Annotated in this window: 17 protein-coding genes; 6 read left to right on the plus strand and 11 right to left on the minus strand. The window is 35.3% G+C overall.

All coding sequences use genetic code 11. The features are described 5' to 3' along the window. The first annotated feature begins 720 nt into the window (after positions 1-720). Positions 721-1116, plus strand: a complete 396-nt coding sequence (locus tag BUB80_RS08740) for an ACT domain-containing protein (protein ID WP_073292554.1) — start codon at positions 721-723, stop codon at positions 1114-1116. A gap of 1074 nt (positions 1117-2190) precedes the next feature. Here the strand turns inward: BUB80_RS08740 and BUB80_RS08750 are convergent. Then, positions 2191-2586 carry a VOC family protein gene (locus BUB80_RS08750; RefSeq protein WP_073292556.1) on the minus strand — a complete coding sequence of 132 codons (396 nt, stop codon included), beginning with the start codon at positions 2584-2586 and terminating at the stop codon, positions 2191-2193. A 173-nt stretch (positions 2587-2759) separates the two neighbouring features. On the opposite strand from BUB80_RS08750, the gene BUB80_RS08755 reads away from it, so the two are divergent. Next, complete coding sequence (locus tag BUB80_RS08755) at positions 2760-4166, plus strand: S41 family peptidase (protein WP_073292557.1); 1407 nt, start codon at positions 2760-2762, stop codon at positions 4164-4166. A gap of 104 nt (positions 4167-4270) precedes the next feature. Here the strand turns inward: BUB80_RS08755 and BUB80_RS08760 are convergent, their stop codons facing one another. Continuing rightward, positions 4271-5587 (minus strand): sensor histidine kinase, encoded by a 1317-nt coding sequence (locus tag BUB80_RS08760; protein WP_139262625.1) that lies wholly within the window; start codon positions 5585-5587, stop codon positions 4271-4273. A 315-nt stretch (positions 5588-5902) separates the two neighbouring features. Beyond that, a complete protein-coding gene (locus tag BUB80_RS08765; protein ID WP_073292558.1) occupies positions 5903-7246 on the minus strand; it encodes a sigma-54-dependent transcriptional regulator in 1344 nt (447 codons plus the stop codon). A gap of 224 nt (positions 7247-7470) precedes the next feature. Here BUB80_RS08765 and BUB80_RS08770 point away from each other — a divergent pair, with 224 nt between their 5' ends. The 4 genes from BUB80_RS08770 to BUB80_RS08785 all read left to right on the plus strand — a co-directional run bounded on the left by BUB80_RS08770 (position 7471) and on the right by BUB80_RS08785 (position 13526). After that, complete coding sequence (locus BUB80_RS08770; RefSeq protein ID WP_073292559.1) at positions 7471-8712, plus strand: efflux RND transporter periplasmic adaptor subunit; 1242 nt, start codon at positions 7471-7473, stop codon at positions 8710-8712. Positions 8713-8799: 87 nt separating this feature from the next. Continuing rightward, on the plus strand, positions 8800-9522 hold the full coding sequence (locus BUB80_RS08775) for an ABC transporter ATP-binding protein (RefSeq protein ID WP_073292560.1): 723 nt from the start codon (positions 8800-8802) through the stop codon (positions 9520-9522). Positions 9523-9567: 45 nt separating this feature from the next. Then, on the plus strand, positions 9568-11982 hold the full coding sequence (locus tag BUB80_RS08780) for an ABC transporter permease (RefSeq protein ID WP_073292561.1): 2415 nt from the start codon (positions 9568-9570) through the stop codon (positions 11980-11982). Between the two features lie 245 nt (positions 11983-12227). Next, on the plus strand, positions 12228-13526 hold the full coding sequence (locus BUB80_RS08785; protein WP_073292562.1) for a TolC family protein: 1299 nt from the start codon (positions 12228-12230) through the stop codon (positions 13524-13526). 82 nt (positions 13527-13608) lie between these two features. Here BUB80_RS08785 and BUB80_RS08790 read toward each other — a convergent pair whose 3' ends face one another. The 8 genes from BUB80_RS08790 to BUB80_RS08820 all read right to left on the minus strand — a co-directional run bounded on the left by BUB80_RS08790 (position 13609) and on the right by BUB80_RS08820 (position 20961). Beyond that, positions 13609-14457, minus strand: coding sequence for a nuclear transport factor 2 family protein (locus BUB80_RS08790; RefSeq protein WP_083547122.1), 849 nt, complete (start codon positions 14455-14457; stop codon positions 13609-13611). Between the two features lie 80 nt (positions 14458-14537). Next, positions 14538-15116, minus strand: a complete 579-nt coding sequence (locus BUB80_RS08795; protein ID WP_073292564.1) for a TetR/AcrR family transcriptional regulator — start codon at positions 15114-15116, stop codon at positions 14538-14540. A gap of 213 nt (positions 15117-15329) precedes the next feature. After that, entirely contained in the window at positions 15330-16136 is an 807-nt protein-coding gene (locus BUB80_RS08800; protein WP_073292565.1) for a DUF4249 domain-containing protein, read from the minus strand. Positions 16137-16139: 3 nt separating this feature from the next. After that, positions 16140-18476 (minus strand): TonB-dependent receptor, encoded by a 2337-nt coding sequence (locus BUB80_RS08805; protein WP_073292566.1) that lies wholly within the window; start codon positions 18474-18476, stop codon positions 16140-16142. A gap of 288 nt (positions 18477-18764) precedes the next feature. After that, a complete protein-coding gene (locus BUB80_RS23595) occupies positions 18765-18911 on the minus strand; it encodes a hypothetical protein (RefSeq protein ID WP_175549581.1) in 147 nt (48 codons plus the stop codon). A 550-nt stretch (positions 18912-19461) separates the two neighbouring features. Next, complete coding sequence (locus tag BUB80_RS08810) at positions 19462-19812, minus strand: 4Fe-4S dicluster domain-containing protein (RefSeq protein WP_054510920.1); 351 nt, start codon at positions 19810-19812, stop codon at positions 19462-19464. Between the two features lie 77 nt (positions 19813-19889). Then, on the minus strand, positions 19890-20453 hold the full coding sequence (locus BUB80_RS08815) for an NADPH-dependent FMN reductase (protein WP_073292567.1): 564 nt from the start codon (positions 20451-20453) through the stop codon (positions 19890-19892). 7 nt (positions 20454-20460) lie between these two features. After that, positions 20461-20961 (minus strand): DUF2480 family protein, encoded by a 501-nt coding sequence (locus tag BUB80_RS08820; protein ID WP_073292568.1) that lies wholly within the window; start codon positions 20959-20961, stop codon positions 20461-20463. Positions 20962-20964 lie beyond the last annotated feature (3 nt).

A 20964-nucleotide genomic window follows, 5' to 3' on the forward strand; every position in this document is an offset into this window, starting at 1 on the left:
TTGAAGCAAAAGAACCAAAAGTTCAAGACTTGGAAACTCCGGCTAAAAATAATCTATGCTCTCTAAAAATTCTAAAACTCGTGCGATAGCAACATAAGTGCTTCGGTTGTACATTCGTCACGCACTCAAACAGTAGAATTTTCTTAACGTTCGCATAGCTTATTTTATTAACGCCTCCATTTCCTAGGTCGCTTATTTTCTGCCATTGCGAGGAACGAAGCAATCTCCCACAAACTCTAACACCCAGTTTGTCATCCTGGAAGGACCTCAACGGTTGAAAGGAAAAATCAAAAAGTATATTAAAACAGCTTTCTTACTTCTAAAAAAATGAAATAATCTTTACTATTATATTGAGATTACTTCACCTTTGGTTTACAATAGCTTATCTATTTTTATTTTGTTCGTTTTGCCTTGAAGCAAAAGAACCAAAAGTTCAAGACTTGGAAACTCCGACTAAAAATAATCTATGCTCTCTAAAAATTCTAAAACTCGCGCGATAGCAATATGAGTTCTTCGGTAGTACATTTGTCACGCACTCAAACAGTAGAATTTTCTTAACGTTCGCATAGCTTATTTTCTTAACGCCTCCATTTCCTAGGTCGTTTATTTTCTGTCATTGCGAGGAACGAAGCAATCTCTCAGTGACAGGAAAAAAATCTATTTTTTATCAATTGATAAATAGTTCCCGAAACATAAACTCTAGTTTTGTAGAAAAAAAAGATGTCAGGAGAAAAAGATTTAGCCCTACTCCTCCAAAATATGGAGCCTGTCTTGAATTCAGGAGACTATGTTTTCTGTACCGTAGAAAACCTCAACCAAATTCCCAATATGGAAAAGCTATTGTTTTTCTTTCGCGAGACCGAAGCAATGACAATCGTTTTAGAAAAATCGGTTGCCGATGAATGGAATTTTGAATACACTTATATCTCTTCTTGGATTACCCTTAACATACATTCTTCACTGGAAGCGGTAGGATTAACCGCCGCTTTTGCCAATGCCTTAAAGCAAGAAAATATAAGCTGCAATGTGGTTGCCGCTTATTTTCATGATCATATTTTTGTAGGAAAAGAGGATGCTGGAAAAGCGATGGAGGCGTTGAGGAAGATGGCTTTATAATGTTATAAGAGAAAAATAAAACGTTTGTGAAATAATCATTATATTTGTAAAGAACAGTGGCGGAAGATAGACGCTAAAGAGATTAGAATAAGCTACTCGGGTTAGGGTGGGTAAGTATAAAGTCTTAAGGGTACACACTTAGCATTAACCTTATGGTGTGTGAAGCAGTAACGTGCAAGATCCCTGATAAAACTTATTCGTACAGGTATTAAATCCTGTCTGTTCTATTTTAATGATAATGCCTGTGCAGTATTATCACTATGATACTATAACAAAATAAATTGAGCTATATTTTATAGCTTTTAAAACTGAGTTTATGGAATATTTAGAAAATATTCCTTTGCACTCTAAGATTGTGGAACTATCTTATTTCTATTTTCACTCCTACAGTGAAAATTCTTATTATTAGGCATCACACCAAATTGTTACTTCTCTAATATCCGTTAGTAGTATTGTTATTTCAGCCAGTCTAGGCATTGTTAATTACTTGGATTGAGAGAAGGGCAGCAACCAAAAAGAACAATTGCAAAATCAAATTGATTCATTGAATAGTAGAATAAAAAGGCTTTGTAAATAATAAAGGTATTTTATCTCTTTAAGCTTAACTGAGCTTACATTTTCATTCTACTATACTCAAGCATATTCAAATATCCTTATAAAAGCAAATTTCGCCTACCTTCGAAATGACAGAAGAAAAGAAAATATTACAGAAGCAAATCCTTATTTTCCTTTTTTTAAGCTTTCAATATACCCACTATTTTTCCCATCCCAATAGCATATAATACAACGATTATTTTCGAAAATGTGAGAACAGTTTGGATAATTATAAAGAATGTGAGCACATTCAGGACATAGACTTGCCATTGGAGATTTAGCTACAAAATAATAACTCTCACATTCATCGCATTTCTTTATTTCAGGTTTCATGAGTGAATAAATTGTATGGTTAGATTCGTTCTATAAAGAAAAGCAATTTCCTTACTTTCAAATATACAGAATTAATAACGTCACAAAAACTAAAACCTACCACTTCCAACAAAGCAGTAGGTTTATTTACATCTAAAAACAGCCAGTCTAACTAAACTTCTCAATCGCCTCCACACTCACAGGCGTAAAAAAGTTAATTAAATTCCCATCAGGATCTGAAAATAACAGCGAGCGATTTCCCCAAGGCATTGTCGTAGGCTCTTGAATAATATCGGTGGTAATTTGTTTAATTCTTTCATATTCTTCATCCACATTGGCAACCCGAAATTCTATAATTGTATTTTTGGTACCGGCTGATTCTGTTAGATTGTCACCGAATAACTTCATGGTACGGACGCTTCCTATTGCAATCGTGATGGTGCCTGTAGAAAGTTCCGCAAAATCTTCTGTAAACCATTGCGCTGTTAATCCAATAGCTTTTTCATAAAATTCAACGCATGGTTTGATGTCTTTCGTAATAATTCTTAAGGAGGTTAGTTTCATAGGGTTGGTTATTGATAATTTATATAATTTTAAGCAAAAGTAATAGAGAGTTGTGACAACAGTCTGTCAGTAAAGTTGTACTATTGAAATAATCAATCAAAATCTAGATTAGGGCTAATTATTTAAAAATACATGTAACATCCAAGTCCGTCCAATTGTCTTTTAAGTAACCTATGAATACTAAAAACATTTTCTTCTCACTGAGCTTTGCTTTGTCAGGAGGTGCGGCAACAGCCCAAGAGATTCCGAAATCATTATCCAATACCGTCTGGCTACAGCAGGGCTATGACCGGATTTTAACGATAAAAGATTCCACCTATTCCTATTACAATATCAATAGTGTTACGTGCAAACCAATGATAGATGGTGTTTTTAAGGACCGTTTCAAAATGGTTTCTCTGAAAAAAGGAGCGCTGATCGTCAACCCTGGCGGAATCGTTCATTATAATTTCACCGCTCTTGACCAACTGCCCGCCAACTGTACAAGAGAAGCAAGAAAGGAACTATCCTATCCTAAGAACTTTCAAGTATTCTGGGAAACGTTTCAAAATAATTATGCCTTTTTCAAAGAGCGGAAAATTGATTGGAAAGCCATCTATGATGAATATTTTCCATTAGTTCAAAATGCTAAAACCGATAAAGAATTTGCAGGAATTTTAAAAGAGATTGTAGGAAAAATGAAAGACGGACATATCCGACTTGATCTTCCTGATGATTTAAAGGAAAAACCAGCACCAATAGCAATCGCAACAGGAACTGTACATTTAAGACAAGCATTATTATCAGATTTAAAAAACACCTACATCAAAGAATTAAAATCATATAATGGAGGTGTTCTGCAATGGGGATTTTTAAAGGACAGCAAAGTGGGCTATATCATCATTTCCGATATGAATAATTTTGCCAATTATATTCCCGAAGAACAGCAGAATTCAAAAGAATTCAGAGCATTGTACGATAAAATAAGTGAAGCTAAACCTCCTCAACAAATGTTTGACGATGAAATAGCAGGAACAGAAAAGATTATGAAAACCGTTCTCCATGATTTAGAGGGCTCCACTTCTATGGTCATTGATCTTCGTTTTAATGGCGGAGGTTATGAAACGGTTGCTTTAAAACTGTTAAGCTATTTTGTAAAATCTAAAAAGAAAGTCATTTCCATTACTGCAAAAACCAGTTCAGGGTTTACTCCGAAGCAAGATTACACACTGTATCCTGTGGAAAAAGGCTACGACCAACCCGTATATTTGCTTCTCGGTCCCAACACCGCAAGCGCTGCAGAAATCTTTGCTCTTGCCACGCTGGAGTATCCCCATATTACCCGCGTTGGAAGCAGAACCTCAGGCATATTCTCAGAGATTCTTTGGAAAGAACTTCCTAATGGTTGGGAATTCAGCCTTTCCAACGAGATCTATACCGATAACAAAGGAAAAGCCTACGAAGCAACCGGAATTCCTGTTAATATAGAAATGAATTACCCCAGAAAGCATCCTGATTTTAATAACAGCTTTTACCCTAATGAAGTCTTTAAAGACCAAGCACTGGATAAAGTATTGGAGTTAGAACTCTTAAGAAAATAATGATCGATTTGAAAAGAAACTGAAAGTTAGAAGAAGGAAGTTATAAAGGTCAACAGCATCTCCCAGCTTCCTTCTTTCAGCCTTTCAACCTTAATACTCTCAGTCTATTTCAAGAACCACAATTCAAAACTGCTCCCCTCTTCCAACCCTTGGTAATTGAGATATCCGCCATGTGCTTCCATAATACTTTTGGTTAATGTTAATCCAATTCCGGAACCATTGGCTCTGGTCGTAAAAAACGGAAGAAAAATTTTATCTCTAATTTCCGAAGTAATCCCTGAACCGTTGTCAGTAATACTTACAATAATTCTGTTGTTATGAGAGGTTACGGTAGTTTTGATGATCTTTTTTTCTTTTTCAGAAACCGCAAAAATGGCATTCAGATAAAGGTTGATAAGGCTTCGCTCAATCATTTTTTCATCCGCAGAAACCATAAAATCTTCTATTTCCAACACCATCAGAATATCTTGTTTTTCAAATTCAGTTTTTAGAAAACTCACAGCAGATTCAATCGTTTTTTTAAGAGATACAGCAGCAAGTACAGGTTTAGGAAGTTCTGCTACCTGACGATAATCGTCTACAAAATGCAACAATTGCTTAGATTTAGAATTGATGATCATCAAACTTTCCTTCATTTCCTGTTGGTCTTCCTTGTCTATCGTTTCCTGATTGCTGATGTATTCAAGATTCTGGATGAGGCTGTTCACGGGAGTTAGCGTATTCAAAAGCTCGTGAGAAATTACTTTCATTAAATTATTCCAAGCCAGTTTTTCTTTCTGTTCAATAATTTTCTGCAAAGATTCCATCGTGATAATGAAAAATTGATGTTGTGTACTTTTCACTTTTTTAGTTCTGAGAGAAAAAGACTGTGTAGAATTTCCACGGATAGATACATCAAAAAACTCCTGAGAGCTGCGATATCCTGTATCTTCAATGATTTTATAAAACTCAGGAACCTTTGATTCATACATTTGCCATACATTATATTTCGGAACCTGCAGAATATCCAAAAAAGCATTATTTACGTAAAATACGTCCCAGTTTCCCTCTCTTTCGCTGAGGATCATCAAGCCTGTTTCCATATGATCCAGGATGCTTTCGTACAGCAATTTGTAGGAAGATAAAGAAAACTGCTCTTCCTTACTTTGATAGTAAAGACCAATGCTGCTGTCCAGAAGTTCAGCCCCTTCTTCTTTTGGATATAATGAAAAATCTTTTCTTCGGATGGATGAAATGATCTTTTCCGCTTTTGAAATTTCATAAGCAGAGGCTGAATTAATTAACGCCACAAAAACAACCATGACCGCTGCAAAAAGAATCGCATTGATCCATTTCTGTTCTAAAAAAAAGTGATACCCGATAATTCCACTTGCGATTGCCAAGATGCTGTACATCAGCCACGCATATTTATTTCTGATCATGATTTTTCTTCTATTTTGTTGATACTAAATAATAACAATGAAATGATTGGATTTTTTAATCTTTGAGTCTGCTTACATTAAAAAAAATTCCAATTTTATCATTTAATTTTTTACCATTAAGAAGTACTTTAAGAGTTTTAGAATATTAAGTTTTTAGCTTCGCTTTAAGCCAATGCACTTAAAAAATCCATGGATTTTTCTCTTAACCTTCCTTAATAACTAAATTTCTCTTAATGGTTAAAAACTTCAAGTTCATTTTCAAATATAACACCCACAGTCTCAACATTATGATTAAAAGTCTAAAATCTACCCTATTTACAATCCAAATTTCTCCATTCTTCTGTACAACGCAGCGCGGGACAATCCCAAGTCTTCTGCTGCTAAAGAAATATTTCCGGTATGCTTTTTCAGTGCTTTTTTGATCAAGACTTCTTCCATTTCTTCAATATTGAGATTCACAATGGTGCTTTCGTGTTCTTCAATCTGAGGCATCAACAATTGTAACTTGTTGTCATTAGATAAAATAACACTTCTTTCGAGACAATGATCCAGTTCACGGATATTTCCCGGCCATGGATAATTTTTTAAAGTCAACAATAAATCATCCGTGAGTTCAAGGTTGGGTTGATGGTATTTCTGTTTATAGCGATCCAGAAAATAATGAGCTAACAACCCAATATCTTCCTGTCTTTCCCTTAAAGCAGGAATCTGAATTTCCACCGTATTGATTCTGTAATATAAATCCTGGCGAAACCGATTCTCAGCCACCGCTTTTTTAAGGTTCTCATTCGTGGCAAAAATAAAACGGACATCCAACAACCGTTCTTTAGACTCTCCTAGCCTCGATAATTTTCTGTTTTGAATCAGGCTTAATAATTTGGTTTGAAGTTGAAGCGGCAGGTTTCCGATCTCATCTAAAAATACCGTTCCATTCTGTGCATTTTCTATCTTTCCTGAGTAATCCTGATTTGCATCGGTAAATGCTCCTTTTTTATAACCAAACAATTCTGCCTCAAAAAGACTTTCTGAAATACTCCCCAAATCAATATGTACAAACGGTTCATTTTTCCTTTCCGATTGCTCGTGGATGGATTCTGCTAATACATATTTTCCGGTTCCGTTTTCGCCTAACAATAATACGTTTGCATCGGTGGGCGCTACTCTTCTGATCTGCTCCAGCACTTCCTGCATTTTCTTGGAGTGGCTCTCCAACTGATATTGATTATTCTTTTGGTTTACATTTTCCCATTGGCTGAGCTTTCTGTTTTTTCTGGAAATATCTACTGCAAGGTTTACCGAAGCGTATAGTTTTTCATTATTCCAAGGTTTCAAAATAAAATCCGAAGCCCCATTTTTTAACGCTTCTACCGCCAATTCTACTTCACCGTAAGCTGTCATCAGAATAATAGGAAGATGAGGTTCAAGCGTTTTAATTTCATTCATCCAATACAAACCGTCCTGGCCACTTTCAAACCCTTTTCTGAAATTCATATCCAATACCACGACATCAACCTGATTTTCAGTCATAAACTTCATAATCTGAGCAGGCTTGCTGAGACAGCTGACCTCCGAGAAAAACTTCTTCAGCCAAACCCTTGCAGAAAATAAAATATCTTCGTCGTCATCTACAATTAAAATATGAGCTTCTTTTTTACGCATGTTGTTGTTTTTATGGATGTATTAAACTTGTTTAAACAGACTTATTATTTTATTCATTAAAAATAAGTATTAAAGTGTTCATTTCCGTACAGAAAGTGTTCGATAATGAACACTCCAAATTTCTTATCAATAAGACTTCTCCAGATTTTCAAGCACTTATGCGATTGTATTCTTCTGGCATCCGTATTGTGTAATCAACTGTAATAAAATGAGTTATCTCTAATATGGATACGAAAATAGTAAAAAAGAAATCAAAACTAAAATTTGTTGTAGGCGGATTTGGACTCATAGCGGTACTGGCATTGTCTGGTGCTTATATTACCAATCAGAAAAAGACCTATAATGTTTCAGCAGAAGACATCCAGATGGATCTTGTGACCCGTGGAAATTTTGAAGACATGCTGATGGTAAATGCACAGACCCAATCTCTTAATTCTTCTTTAGTGAATGTTCTGGAAGGCGGAGCTGTTAAAGAAATTTTTGCAGAAGATGGGCAAATGCTAACCAAAGGCCAGCCTATTGCAAGGGTTTACAATCCCAATACCGAATTCAATTATATGAATCAGGAAACGGGGATCATGCAGCAGATCAGCCAGATGAGAAGTACTCTTCTTGAACTGAAAAATCAAGAATTGGCGCAGGATAAAGAACTGCTACAGTCACAAAACGATTACAACACGGCATTACAAAGCTTTAATCTTCAAAAACGTTTGTATGATGCCGAGATTGGAAAAAAAACTGATTATGACATCAGCATGCAGAATCTCACCTATCAAAAACAGCGGAAATCTATTGTAGAAAAAGGATTTTCTAATGAGAAGAATTCCAGGAATGCACAGATGTCGGCGATTAACGGATCTATTGGACAAATGGAAAAAAGTCTTCAGATCTTACGCTCCAATAAAAATAACTTTCTCATCACCGCTCCGGCCTCCGGAAGACTTTCGTCATTTACCATTTCGGTTGGACAAAATCTAACAAGTGGACAAAGCATCGGAAAGATAGATTTAATGGATGGCTATAAACTGGTCGCTAAAGTAGATGAATACTACATCAACAAGCTCCAAAACGGCATCAAAGGAATTTTGGACAACGACAGCAAACCCTACCAAGTAATCATTACCAAAATTCTTCCCGAAGTAAAAGACGGACAGTTTTTAGCTGAGCTTAATTTTGTAGATAAAAAATCTGAAAACTTGAAAATAGGAATGACTTTCGGGGTCAAACTAAAGCTTTCGGCAGATACCCAAAGTACGATGATTCCCAAAGGAAATTTCTACAAAGACACCAACGGAAAATGGATCTTTGTAGTGAAAGGAAATAAAGCCGAAAAAAGAACCATCAGTTTGGGAAGAGAAAACCCGCTTTATTATGAAATAACCTCAGGACTGAAGGCCGGAGAGACCGTTATTACTTCAGATTATTCGGATTTAAAAAAATATGAGATCCTGACGATTAAAAAGTAAAAGATGAATAATTTTAATCTTTTATTATACGCAGCTTTAAAAAGCTATTATCAACTTAATAAACAAAACCATTAAACAGACCAAACAATGATCAATATACAAACTCTTTCAAAAATATATAAATCAGAAGATGTACAGACTCATGCGTTAAACGAAGTGAGCCTCAACATCAAAGAAGGTGAATTTCTAGCGATAATGGGACCTTCAGGTTGCGGAAAATCTACTTTTCTAAATATTCTCGGACTCCTCGATTCCGCTTCTGCAGGTTCATACCAATTTGAAAAAGTAGAAATGATAGGATTAAGCGAAAGAAAAAAATCTGATGTCCGTAAAAAGAACATCGGTTTTATTTTCCAGAATTTTAATCTGATCGATGAACTGACCGTCTATGAAAACATCGAACTGCCTTTAATTTACAACGGCGTTTCTTCTTCCGAAAGAAAAAAGAAAGTTGAGGAGATCATGGAAAAAATCAATATCGCTCACCGTGCCAAGCATTATCCACAGCAACTTTCAGGAGGACAGCAACAGAGAGCAGCCGTCGCAAGAGCATTGGTGACAAAACCGAAACTGATTCTTGCCGATGAGCCGACAGGAAATCTCGACAGCAACAACGGAAATGAAGTGATGAATCTTCTCGCAGAACTTCACAGAGAAGGATCAACCATTGTAATGGTAACACACTCTTCATACGATGCCGGATATGCATCCAGAATTATCAATATGAAAGATGGCGAAATCTTTAATGAAGAACACGCTTCCCAAAGAAAGGATGTATTTGCAAAAGCAGATGCTAAAGATTTTGAATAAATCAAGACGATTTCATCAATTATCATTAATTACAACACTACAATTATGCTCACTAACTGGCTCAAAATAGCTTTCATCAATTATAAAAAAAACGGATTGTCTACCCTTATCAATCTGTTTGGTCTCACCATAGGTCTTACCGGATTTATGCTGATTCTCATGCATTGGAATGACGAAGAATCCTACGAAAAATGGAACCCAAAGAAAGATCAGATCTATGCATTTCAAACCTATCATACAAAAGAGAAATCGTATGGCGTAAATATTTCTTATCCCATGGCGTATACTGCCGTGAAAAAAATTCCAGAAATACAAGACTATGTTCTTTTTAGTCAACCTGATGCAGCATATAAAATGACAACAAAGCATACAACTGTTTTTCAGGAAAATGGCTTTATGGCATCGGAAACCTTTTTTAATTTTTTTCCTTTTACTATTATTTCAGGGTCAGCAAAAGATGCTTTAAAAACAGATACTTCCATTGCTATTTCTAAACAGACGGCTAAGAAATTATTTGGGACAACCAATGCTGCTGGAGAATCTGTAAAATTTAATAATAAAAATTATATTGTTACCGCAGTGTATGAGCTTCCGGAAGGAAACAGCCAGATTAAACCTGAATTCGTTATCATGGCTGCCCAACAGCTGAAGAATGATAAAGAAAATTGGGGAACTTATAACTTTGGATGTTTCTTTATGCTTAAAAAGGGAGCTGATCCTGTGGTGATTCAGGAAAAATTTAAAAGAGATATCTTACAGTTAAGAGCAGAAATCGGGGCTAAGGAATCAGGAATGCAAGTACAGCAATATATGGATTTATATGGTCCTAATGATATGTTACTTACCCCATTAGAAGGTCTTAAACTTCATACCAAATTATCCTGGTTTGCAACGGGAGATTTTAAAACGATCATGATCTTATTTACATTATCTGTTCTGATTGTTATTCTTTCCGCTATTAATTTTATCAATCTGAAAACGGCAGAAGCATCGCAGAGAGCCAAAGAAGTAGGTGTGAGAAAAGCCATTGGAGGAACAAGATCTTCGTTGATGATACAGTTCTTTATGGAAACTTTCATCATTTGTCTCGTATCCTATTTGCTCGCACTGGCACTAGTTGAGCTCTTGTTACCCTCTTTCAATAAGTTTTTCAATAAAGAAATAAAACTGAACGATTGGCATGTTTACGCCTATTCATTAGGAATGGTCATGATTGTGACTTTACTGTCTGGATTAATTCCTGCCTTTTATCTTTCGAGTTTTAAAGCGATTGAAACACTGAAAGGAAATTTCGCAAGAAGTAAACACGGCATATGGCTTAGAAACGGGATTCTTACGTTACAGCTTATGATCTCTTCATTTTTTATTATTGGTGGACTGATTGTCCACAGTCAGGTAAAATACATGATGAACAAAGATCTTGGGTTTAACGGAAAGCAGGTCATGGTGATTAATTTTAGTGAAAACGATCCCAAACCATGGCTGAAATATGAAAGGCTGAAAACCGAACTTTCAAAGATTGAAGGCGTAGAGGCAATCTCTTACTGTGAAGCAGTAGCAGCAAGTGTCCGTTCCAGTATTTCAAATATGGATTACCAAGAGCAAAGTATTAATGCTCAAAATGCACCAATGGATTATAACTATCTCCAATTTATGGGTGTTAAACTACATAAAGGACGTTGGCTGGATCCTGCATTAGCTTCTGATACCATCAACAATGCTATTGTTAACGAAGCTTTTGTAAGAAAATTTGGATGGACAGATGAACAGACTCTTCAACGTAGTTTTCAGCCCGGCTTTGATAATAAAAAATATAAAATAGTGGGAATTGTTAAGGATTTCAACATTAAGAATCTTAAATACAAGGTAGGACCTATGATATTTTTTCATTACAGAGACACAGATTGGATAAGGTTCAATGTATACAATATTCAGGTGAAATTAAAACCTGATGATATTGAGGGTACCGTCAATCGAATTAAAAAATTCTGGGGAACCAAAGCAGAACCTGGCTATCCTTTCAACTATTATTTTATCAATCAGAAATTTGCCAAAACTTTTGAAGAGTACCAGAAACAGCAGACTTTATTTACCATTCTGAATGCCATGGTGTTGATGGTAGCCTTATTGGGGCTTTTCGCACTTTCTTCTTTAATGATAGAACAGAAACTAAAAGATGTTGCCATCAGAAAAACATTAGGCGCCTCAGACGGAACCTTGATTTTTGGATTAACACTTCAATTCTTATGGATCACCATAGCTGCTGTATTAATAAGCATCCCGATCTCTTATTTTCTGATGAATGAATGGCTGAAAGATTTTGCCTACCGAATTGATATGCCGATCTGGCCTTTTATTGTAAGTTTCTGTGTCTTGCTTATTCTAACGTTTGCGGTGGTAAGTATCAAAGCTTATAAAGCAACAAAAGTGAACTTGGTTACCTATCTGAAATATGAATAATAGACCTCATTGTTTTTAACCGCAAAAGAGACAAAAGATAACATATTAGTGTTTTAAGTTGACTCACAGACTGCAAATAAAATCACATAAGTTTTAAAATCTTATTGTATTGAGCGGAGTCGAAATAGTATTTTTTTGAGAACTTTTATTTTCTAATGATTACATCTCCAAAGAGCTTTTGTCCCTTTTGTAGTTACCCTTTTAACAGTTTAAACCAACTCACCTATTTAAATCAGAACGTACTCATGAAAAATTTTATTTTCATATTTTTTGTTGGCCTTTTTCCGGCACAGCAAACATGGAACCTGCAACAATGTCTCGATTATGCTTCGGCCAATCATCCGTTGATTAAGCAGGCAACCGTTACCGTTACAAAGAATGAAAGACTGATCACAGGTGCAAAAGGAATGCTGCTGCCTTCTGTAGAAGCTGGCGTAAATCATAGCTACAGCTTTGGTTCTTCCATTAATCAGTCGAGTAACCAAAGAGAAACGCTTAATACCCAATACGATCAGTTTTCTGCAAGAGCAGATTGGGAGCTTGTTAACTGGAAAAACTTCCTGAATATTTCTTTGTCTAAACTCAATAAAGAAACAAGTACCTACAAACTAAAACAGGTTCAAAATGAGGTGAAACTCAATGTTATTCAAATGTTTTTTGCCTATCAAAACAGCAGAAGCTGGCTGGATGTTTTGCAAACTCAAATTTCGGGAATTGAAGATCAGATCAAACGAACCGAAAAGGAAGTAGAAATCGGGAGCCGACCTAAAAGTGATGTGTACGATATCAAAGCTAACCTGGGAACTTTACAGGAACAGTGGGTGTCTGCAAAGAATCAGCGTGATTTATCTAAAATCAATCTTTTCAATGCGCTCGCTCTTCGTTCGGATTCTCTAGATTTTGTCATCAATGAAGAAAATATTTTATCAGAAACAGAATTTAAGGACCCGAATTTCACTCAAAATTTATTAGAAAAAAATCCCGCGTATCAATCGGTTATCGCCGAAATCAATGCTCAGAAAAAAAAGAAGGATATTGCAAGATCAGGCTATTGGCCTACTTTGAATGGAAGTTATAGCTGGTCGAGTTTCTATAATAAAGTATTAGGAAAAGATGATATTGCTGCAACCAATTTCTCAGATCAGTTAGCCCAAAATAAAAATCAATCTTTGAATTTTGGGCTTAGCATTCCTGTTTTCAACAAGTTACAGGTAAAAACCAATGTAGAGATTGCCAAACTGAATATCATTAATTCTAATTATGATAAAGAACTGGTTATTAATACGCTTACGAAAAGTATTAATTCAATTAAAGCTCAATTTCTAAACGCCCAGGAGAAGTATAATCTATTGGATGCTAATTTTGAAAATCAAAAACTGTCATTTCAGAAATCTGAAGAAAAGTACAAGGAAGGATTGATGGATGCCTACACTTTTTTTGTGGTTCGAAATGGCTGGCTTCAGGCTAATTACAATCTCATCAGCAGTAAAAATGATCTTATTCAGCAGACAGAATTGTTAAAAGTAATGGAATCCGGATTTTAGTTCCGAACTATTTATATTGTTACAGAAAGCAGCCTTCAATTTTTTGAAGGCTGCTTTTATCATTAGGATATTTGGAAATACCCTAATTCATTTCCTCATTAAGTTTATAGCCATCTTCTAACAAATGGAATTTGACAATTTTCCCATTCACTACTTTAAAAATAACCACAAATTCTGTTGTAAACACTTTGTCATATTTTAATATTTTAGAAGATAACTCTCCTACTACTGTCGCATTTTCTCCTTTCACCGCTATAAAATCAATCTCAAATTTTTCTGGTTTTACGTTAGCATACAGTAACTTAAAAAATTCTCCAACCTGATTCTTTTTTGTTCTCTTGCCCACCCATTCAAATTTCTCCGTATTTCCCGGCAAATCCCAGTCTATTTCGTCTGCAAATAAGTCTTCGAGATTTCCTTCCGTTCTTCCAAACTGAATGTCATAAAAATTGTTTACAACATTTCTGGTTTGCGTTTCAATATCTTCTTTTTGAGATGCTTCTATTGTTGTATTGAGTAATTGAGCTCTTTCAATATCTTCACCACCAAAGTCAGGATCTACATAACAATGCATTCTTTTGATACGGCTGTTTTCAAACTCAAACACCGTACAGAACTTTCCATGTGAAACGATCCCATCAGGAAATGGAATTCCGGTGCGGGTAATCCCTTTTTCTGAGCCTTCAACAATCACATACTTTTCGTTGGTGATGTATGTAAATTTATCCATCTCAAAATGAAGATCATTAATGAGTTTTCTAACATGTTGTGAAAAGCTGCCGATACCTTCCATTCCTTTGGCATAGCCAAACTTCGGATAATATATTTCAACATCTTCTGTGAAAAGGTCAGCAAAAGCTTGGGTATTAAACTGTCCGTTATTAATTAACTCAAAGTAAGATTGAGCTTTAGATACATTATTGTTTTCCATTTTATTTAAATTTCTATTGTAATTGTTTGATTCTGATTTTTTTATATTAAACCAATCGTTCCAAAATAGGACAAAAAAATTTATTTCTTAATTTGCTCCATTAAAAAATCGACCATTTCCATGACTTCTTTTTTATTCTGGGTTAGTATATAATGACTCCAAAAAGCACTGAACGAAGTTAAAATATACCGCGAAATAACTGCTGGCTGACTTGAACTTTTAATATCACCGTCTTCTAAAGCTTGCCCTATTGAATGTTCTAAAATTTGGTATAAAGACGCTCCCGTATTTAATAAAAGTTGCTTCACCGAATCATCGCTGGAGCCAATTTCAAAAATAGTGTTGACAATAAGACAGGCTTTATTATCCGTTAAGGTCTGGTCTACCACATCACGAATTATATATTCTAGTACTTCAATTCCTCGCCCTTCAATAGACGCAGCTTTTGTGTATTGATTTTCTTTAAACTCGGCATAATTTGACAGGCACTTTAAAAACAAATCATGCTTATTGCCGTAGGTATCATAAATACTGCTCCTATTGAGCTTCATAACATCTACAATATCATGCATGGAAGTAGCATGATAGCCCTTTTCCCAAAAAAGGTTACGCACTACTTCTAGTTTTTCTGTATAGTCAAATTCTTTATTCCTTGGCATGATGCAAATGTATGTATTTTAAACCAATCGTTCCGAATTAATTTTATACTTTAATTTTATCGTAAATCTTTCATTTTGGCTATTCATTTTGTTTAAAAACTTCAATGTCCAACCTATTCCTATCCTATTTTTAAAAACAAAAAATCCCAACTTTCGTCAGGATTTTATTATATGTGTGCTTTTCAATTCAGAAGAATTGAAGAAAAATATTTTCTACTGAATCACAAAATCTTTTGTGCTTGAAGTATGCGCTGAGAAATATCCTAAAGCACCATTGCTAATGTTACTTGGCGGATTGGAAGGCGTCACACCACCTCCATTGTCTCCCATAATTTGAAGAAGCGCACTGTAGAACGTAAAGATATTATTATCAATACTCTGCATTTCAACGTGAATGGTATCTCCTACCACTACTTTAACAGCATCCGCCTTATCGCTGTCATCGTTAGGAAGGAATAAAGGTCGTTGATTAGGTAATCCATTATTCACATTGTCTGAAAATACATTAAATGTTTTTTTAGGTTTATTATTAACCGTAAAACTAAAAAGATAGCGGTTTCCTAACGCTATAGGATCTGTAAAAATAGGTAGAAGCGTATATGTTGTTACACCTCCAAAAACAAATGAATCCTGTGCAAGTCCTTCAAAAGCTACCACAGCAGGCATCGTACTTTGCGCCGTATATTGTTTTCCTTCAGCCTGTACTTTCATCGTGTAGGTTCTTCCTGTTACTGCCGTAAAAGCAGTCGTCTGGTATTTTCCGTCACCTACATAATGTAAAGTTTCTGTTTGTCCTGTGTTATCACTTAAAACAACCTGAGCATCTGCAATCGCAGGATATTGATTATTCTGAGTAAAAGCCACCGATTTTGTGATTCTCACGGTATAAGGTCCTGCCTGATCAGTGATATTTCCTTCAATAACGATGCTTCCGCTTTTATCGTCCAGATCGAGGTCGATCTCTTTTTCACAAGACGTTAATGCCAACAGGGATAATATAATAAAAAATGTATTCTTCATGATTTAAAATTTGAAATTGTAAGTGATGTTTGGTACCCAACGGAATAACGAGGTCTGTATAGCCTGGGTTGTTCCTGGATTGTCCGGATTATCTTTAAACGTAATGGTGTAAGCATTTTCACGACCGTACACATTATAAATTCCGAATGACCACGAACCTTTGAAACGTTTGTTAGAATCCGGTTCGTACGTCGCACTTAGATCCATTCTGTGATACGCCGGCATTCTGTCTGCATTTCTGTTGCTGTACTGGAATATCGTTTGTCCGTTCAACTCATATTTTCCGGTAGGGAAAGTAACCGCGTTTCCTGTGCTGTAAAGGAATAATCCTGAAACCGACCACTTTTTATTCAGTTCATATGTTGCAACGATAGAAAGGTCATGGGTTTTATCCATTCTTGCGTTGTACCATTCATTATCGTTGATGCCATCAATTTTTCTTTCTGTTTTAGATAACGTATAAGAAATCCAACCGGTTAATCTTCCGCTTTTCTTTTTCGCTATTAATTCTAAACCATAGGCTCTTCCTTTCCCGAAAAGTAATTCACTTTCTACATCGGCAGCGGTATCAAATGAGATTTGAGCCCCATTTTTAAAGTCGATTTGATTTTGCATTGATTTATAGTAAATCTCTGCATTCAATTCGTAATTGTTATTCTTAAAGTTTCTGCTGTATCCTGCACTGATCTGATCTGCAATTTCAGGCTTCACCGTATAACTGCTTCCAATCCACTGATCGGTAGGGTTTCCACTGCTGCTGTTGCTTAAAAGGTGTAAGTTTTGGGTATTTCTAGAATAGCCTCCTTTGATGCTGCTGACTTCGTTGATTCTATAGTTTGCTGTAATTCTTGGTTCAAGATTTACATACGTTTTTCCAAATTTACCTTTTTCTAAAAATCGACTGTCGGTAAGATTTCCGTTTTCGTAGGTATTAAATGTATCACCTCCTAAAACACTGAAACCGGAAAGTCTTAATCCGTAATTAACGGTTAACTTTTCCGTTGCTTTAAAATCATCATTGATATACACTGCGTTTTCCCATGATTTTCTCGGATTTCTTGGAAAACTGCTCACGCTCGTTCCCGAAGCACTGCTTGGCGTAATGGTATGATAAATAGACTGCAGACCAAAACGAACAGAATGTTTATTTCCTGCGAACCAAGTGAAATCCTGTTTCAGGTTCCAGTCTTGAATTTTTGAATTTAAGCCAAATGTATTGTCATTGCTTTCCAGGCTGATTTTATAATCATAATCACTGTAAATCAATGAGGTATTAGAGAATAATTTACTGTTGATAATGCTGTTCCATCGTAACGTTCCTGTGGTATTTCCCCAATCTGTTGCAAAGGTCTTTCCTATTCCCAGTACATCTCTTCCAAAATATCCGGATAGGTAAAGACGGTTGTTTTCGTTGATCTGATAATTGGCTTTTAAATTAAGGTCATAAAAGTATAATTTACTGTCTTTGAAATCATCTGTTCCTCTTAAAAAAAGATCGGCATACGTTCTTCTTCCCGAAACTATGAATGATGATTTTTCCTTTTGAATAGGCCCTTCCACACTCAGCCTGCTGCTGATTAAACCAATTCCTCCATTAACGTTATAATCTTTATTATTTCCGTCTTTCATTTTAACATCCATCACCGAAGAAAGTCGTCCTCCGTACTGAGCCGGACTGTTTCCTTTAATGATACTTGCGTCTTTTAAGGCATCACTGTTAAACGTACTGAAGAATCCCAATAAATGCGAAGCATTATAAACAGGCGCTTCATCTAATAATATTAAGTTTTGGTCTGTTGCTCCTCCTCTTACACTGAACCCGCTGCTTCCTTCGCCATTGCTTTTAATTCCCGGTAATAACTGGATAGTTTTCATCACATCCTTTTCGCCGAATAAAACAGGAAGTTTCTCTATATTTTTGATACTTAATGTTTCGGTACCCATTTGAGCAGTCGAAAGATTTTTATCTTTTTTTACTCCGGAGATAATCACTTCATCAATATTGGCTGTTCTTTCTTTTTTATCTTCCTGGCTTAAAGGAAGGTCCAGCTTAATATTTTGATCTACTTTTATATCTTGTTCGAAATCTTTGTAGCCCGGATAGGAAATAATCATTTTATAATTTCCCTCAGGCAATGATAGAGAATAAAATCCATATTCATTAGCTACCACGTTAATCGAAGGGTCTTCAGCCACTTTTACTGTCACCCCGATCAGTAATTCCCCATTTTTTTGGTCTTTTACCGTTCCGCTTACAGAGTATTTTTGCTGAGCTACAGCTAAAGTACTGAAACAGAGCGCAGCTGAGGCAGCCGCGATTTTAAAAAAAGATGTTTGCATTCAGTTTATTGTTTAATGTAGTAGAGTTTTTTTTATAGTGATTTTGGTTTATGAGTAGTGAATAAATTATGAAAAACCTATTATGTTTAAAAATCATTATTCCGTGATTTAATTAGCTTTTCTTTTCAGTTAAGCCTCTATTTCAGAAGCTCTGCACGCAAAGATAACAGCAACTTATCATAAAAAGTAGTGTGGTATTAAAAATTAATCTTTTTTTAATGAAAGAAATATTGGTTAATGAAATAAAATATTTAAATTTTCAATTCAACACACTAGATTGTGATAAAATTATAAATGGTGATCAAAAGTAAAAGCATCAACCAGATTATACCCTATAGAAAAGAATACAATATTATCTGAAAGCAAATCAACAATATTATTGTGATGATGAAAAGTAAATGTGGATACGATCCCGCTCAGTCTGAGATTTTTCATATTAGTTTTAAATTAGTGTATTTCAGTGATGAATTACAAAGCAATATCCAGTCATCAACATAAACAGTTTAAACGATAAAATATTGTACAACGATAGAAAAAAAATAACAATGTTAGAAATTTATACATTAAGCCTGTTTAAACTAATTAAAAAATTTAACCACAAAAGATACAAAAGCTATTATTGAATCATTTAAAGTTGAACTATTTGAAAACAAAGCTTACAAAAGAATAAAAATCAAAGATTTTTTTAAACTTATGTGTTCTTGTTTGCAGTTCATTATGAACTTAAATAAATAATATGCTAATCTTTTATCTCTTTTGTGGTTAAATTAAAAGTTTAAACAAGTTTTACATTTCATGATGAACTTAAATAGATAATATATTAATCTTTTGTGTCTTTTGTGGTTAAAATAGAAAGTTTAAACAGGCTCTTTATTACCTTTTAATAATTCATAATAAAGGTTGTTAAATTAGTATCTCACAAAAAAAAGCGGAAAAAGATCATACAACCAGACCCTTTCCCGCTTTATAGTTTAACCAAAATGTTTTATACGTGATGTAAAAATTTCTGCCTGCTAAACAGTACTTCTTCTGTCTCTCGATGATCAGGATCATCTACACAACAATCCACCGGGCATACTGCTTTACATTGCGGCTCTTCGTGAAAACCTTTACATTCTGTACATTTTCCGGCTACTATATAATATACATCATCTGAAACCGCCTCATTAAAAGCATCTGCATCTACTTCCTTACCATCCGGAAAGACTGTTTTCCCGGAAAGCTTTGTCTTATCCTTCCACCTCCAGTCGATAGCTCCTTCATAAATGGCTGAATTAGGACACTCAGGTTCGCAGGCTCCACAGTTAATACAGGCATCTGTTATTTTTATGGCCATATCATCAATCTTTTAATTCTGTTATTCAGTATATTATCCAGCAATAATTACACCGTAGATGAGTTTTTAAAACTCTTTTATATCGTATGGTTAATTATTTTTTCAATCCTGTTGGTAGTAGCAATATTAATCAGTTTATCGAGTTTATCTGCATACATCGGAGATACATTATTTTCATTATCAAAAAGTGAAGTTCTGATCATAGGAACACTGTAAGGAAGTGGCCACGCCCGTAATGATTTGGCAATGGCATCCATCGCATTAATCCCCTGCATCGCCTGTAGACCGTCTGCCCAACACACCAATCCTACAGTTTTGTCGGTAAGATACGGCTGCTTCTGGTCTGCGGTCACTTCCAGCCAATCCAGACAGTTTTTCATTACCCCCGGAATACTTCCGTGATACATCGGTGCCAGCCAGAAATGAATATCTGCATCCAGAAAAAGCTGAGCCATTCTTTCCACCGCTAAAGGAACTTTCGTAAGAGAAATATCATACAGCGGAATCCCGGAATCTGCAAGAGCAAACATTTCATAGCTCACCCCCAACATTTCAAGTTGATCTGCGAAGTATTTTGAGAGGATCCCCGAAGTAGACTGTGGCCTTCTTTCTAAGGCTCCGTTAAATATAATTGCTTTCATTTTATTTTTAATTTTTAAAGATAACTTTTGGCATACCTGCCTCACCGTACATCAAACTTTTAACCAATGGTTTCAGCTGCAAGGAGACTAAAAGATAAAGTGCAGGATCAATATTCGTTCTTGCTTTTACCACTACTTTTTGATCTTTGTACTGGCTTAGATCTGCTTTCAACAAACTCTTTTTCCAGAAATCAAGCAGAATATTTTCTGGAGTGTTTAAATCAACATACACCGCATACAAGTATAGTTTTTCCACCAACATCATATAAGCCCAAGGTGGAATAATAGCATCTTCAGAACAAATCACTGCAACCGCTTTTCCATTATAAATTGAAAAATCTTTCTCAGAAATAGATTCTTTAAATTCTTTTTCCTTAACAATCATTCCCATGAAAAGATGTTCTTTGATATCCAGTGTTATAATTTCTATTTCAGGTTTATAATCTAAAAGATCAATCGTTATAATTCCTGAAGCTTCTACTTTATTGATGAAAATTGAAGTATCCATGTT

The organism is Chryseobacterium polytrichastri (genome assembly GCF_900142445.1).
GTDB classification, from domain to species: Bacteria; Bacteroidota; Bacteroidia; order Flavobacteriales; family Weeksellaceae; genus Chryseobacterium; species Chryseobacterium polytrichastri.

What these genes read in the sequence shown, in the direction of transcription:
- BUB80_RS08780 (WP_073292561.1), top strand. Translation starts at nt 9,568, where the DNA reads ATGCTCACTAACTGGCTCAAAATAGCTTTCATCAATTATAAAAAAAAC.
- BUB80_RS08770 (WP_073292559.1), top strand. Translation starts at nt 7,471, where the DNA reads ATGGATACGAAAATAGTAAAAAAGAAATCAAAACTAAAATTTGTTGTA.
- BUB80_RS08755 (WP_073292557.1), top strand. Translation starts at nt 2,760, where the DNA reads ATGAATACTAAAAACATTTTCTTCTCACTGAGCTTTGCTTTGTCAGGA.
- BUB80_RS08810 (WP_054510920.1), bottom strand. Translation starts at nt 19,812, where the DNA reads ATGGCCATAAAAATAACAGATGCCTGTATTAACTGTGGAGCCTGCGAA.
- BUB80_RS08740 (WP_073292554.1), top strand. Translation starts at nt 721, where the DNA reads ATGTCAGGAGAAAAAGATTTAGCCCTACTCCTCCAAAATATGGAGCCT.
- BUB80_RS08815 (WP_073292567.1), bottom strand. Translation starts at nt 20,453, where the DNA reads ATGAAAGCAATTATATTTAACGGAGCCTTAGAAAGAAGGCCACAGTCT.
- BUB80_RS23595 (WP_175549581.1), bottom strand. Translation starts at nt 18,911, where the DNA reads ATGAAAAATCTCAGACTGAGCGGGATCGTATCCACATTTACTTTTCAT.
- BUB80_RS08775 (WP_073292560.1), top strand. Translation starts at nt 8,800, where the DNA reads ATGATCAATATACAAACTCTTTCAAAAATATATAAATCAGAAGATGTA.
- BUB80_RS08785 (WP_073292562.1), top strand. Translation starts at nt 12,228, where the DNA reads ATGAAAAATTTTATTTTCATATTTTTTGTTGGCCTTTTTCCGGCACAG.
- BUB80_RS08790 (WP_083547122.1), bottom strand. Translation starts at nt 14,457, where the DNA reads ATGGAAAACAATAATGTATCTAAAGCTCAATCTTACTTTGAGTTAATT.
- BUB80_RS08805 (WP_073292566.1), bottom strand. Translation starts at nt 18,476, where the DNA reads ATGCAAACATCTTTTTTTAAAATCGCGGCTGCCTCAGCTGCGCTCTGT.
- BUB80_RS08800 (WP_073292565.1), bottom strand. Translation starts at nt 16,136, where the DNA reads ATGAAGAATACATTTTTTATTATATTATCCCTGTTGGCATTAACGTCT.
- BUB80_RS08760 (WP_139262625.1), bottom strand. Translation starts at nt 5,587, where the DNA reads ATGATCAGAAATAAATATGCGTGGCTGATGTACAGCATCTTGGCAATC.
- BUB80_RS08820 (WP_073292568.1), bottom strand. Translation starts at nt 20,961, where the DNA reads ATGGATACTTCAATTTTCATCAATAAAGTAGAAGCTTCAGGAATTATA.
- BUB80_RS08765 (WP_073292558.1), bottom strand. Translation starts at nt 7,246, where the DNA reads ATGCGTAAAAAAGAAGCTCATATTTTAATTGTAGATGACGACGAAGAT.
- BUB80_RS08795 (WP_073292564.1), bottom strand. Translation starts at nt 15,116, where the DNA reads ATGCCAAGGAATAAAGAATTTGACTATACAGAAAAACTAGAAGTAGTG.
- BUB80_RS08750 (WP_073292556.1), bottom strand. Translation starts at nt 2,586, where the DNA reads ATGAAACTAACCTCCTTAAGAATTATTACGAAAGACATCAAACCATGC.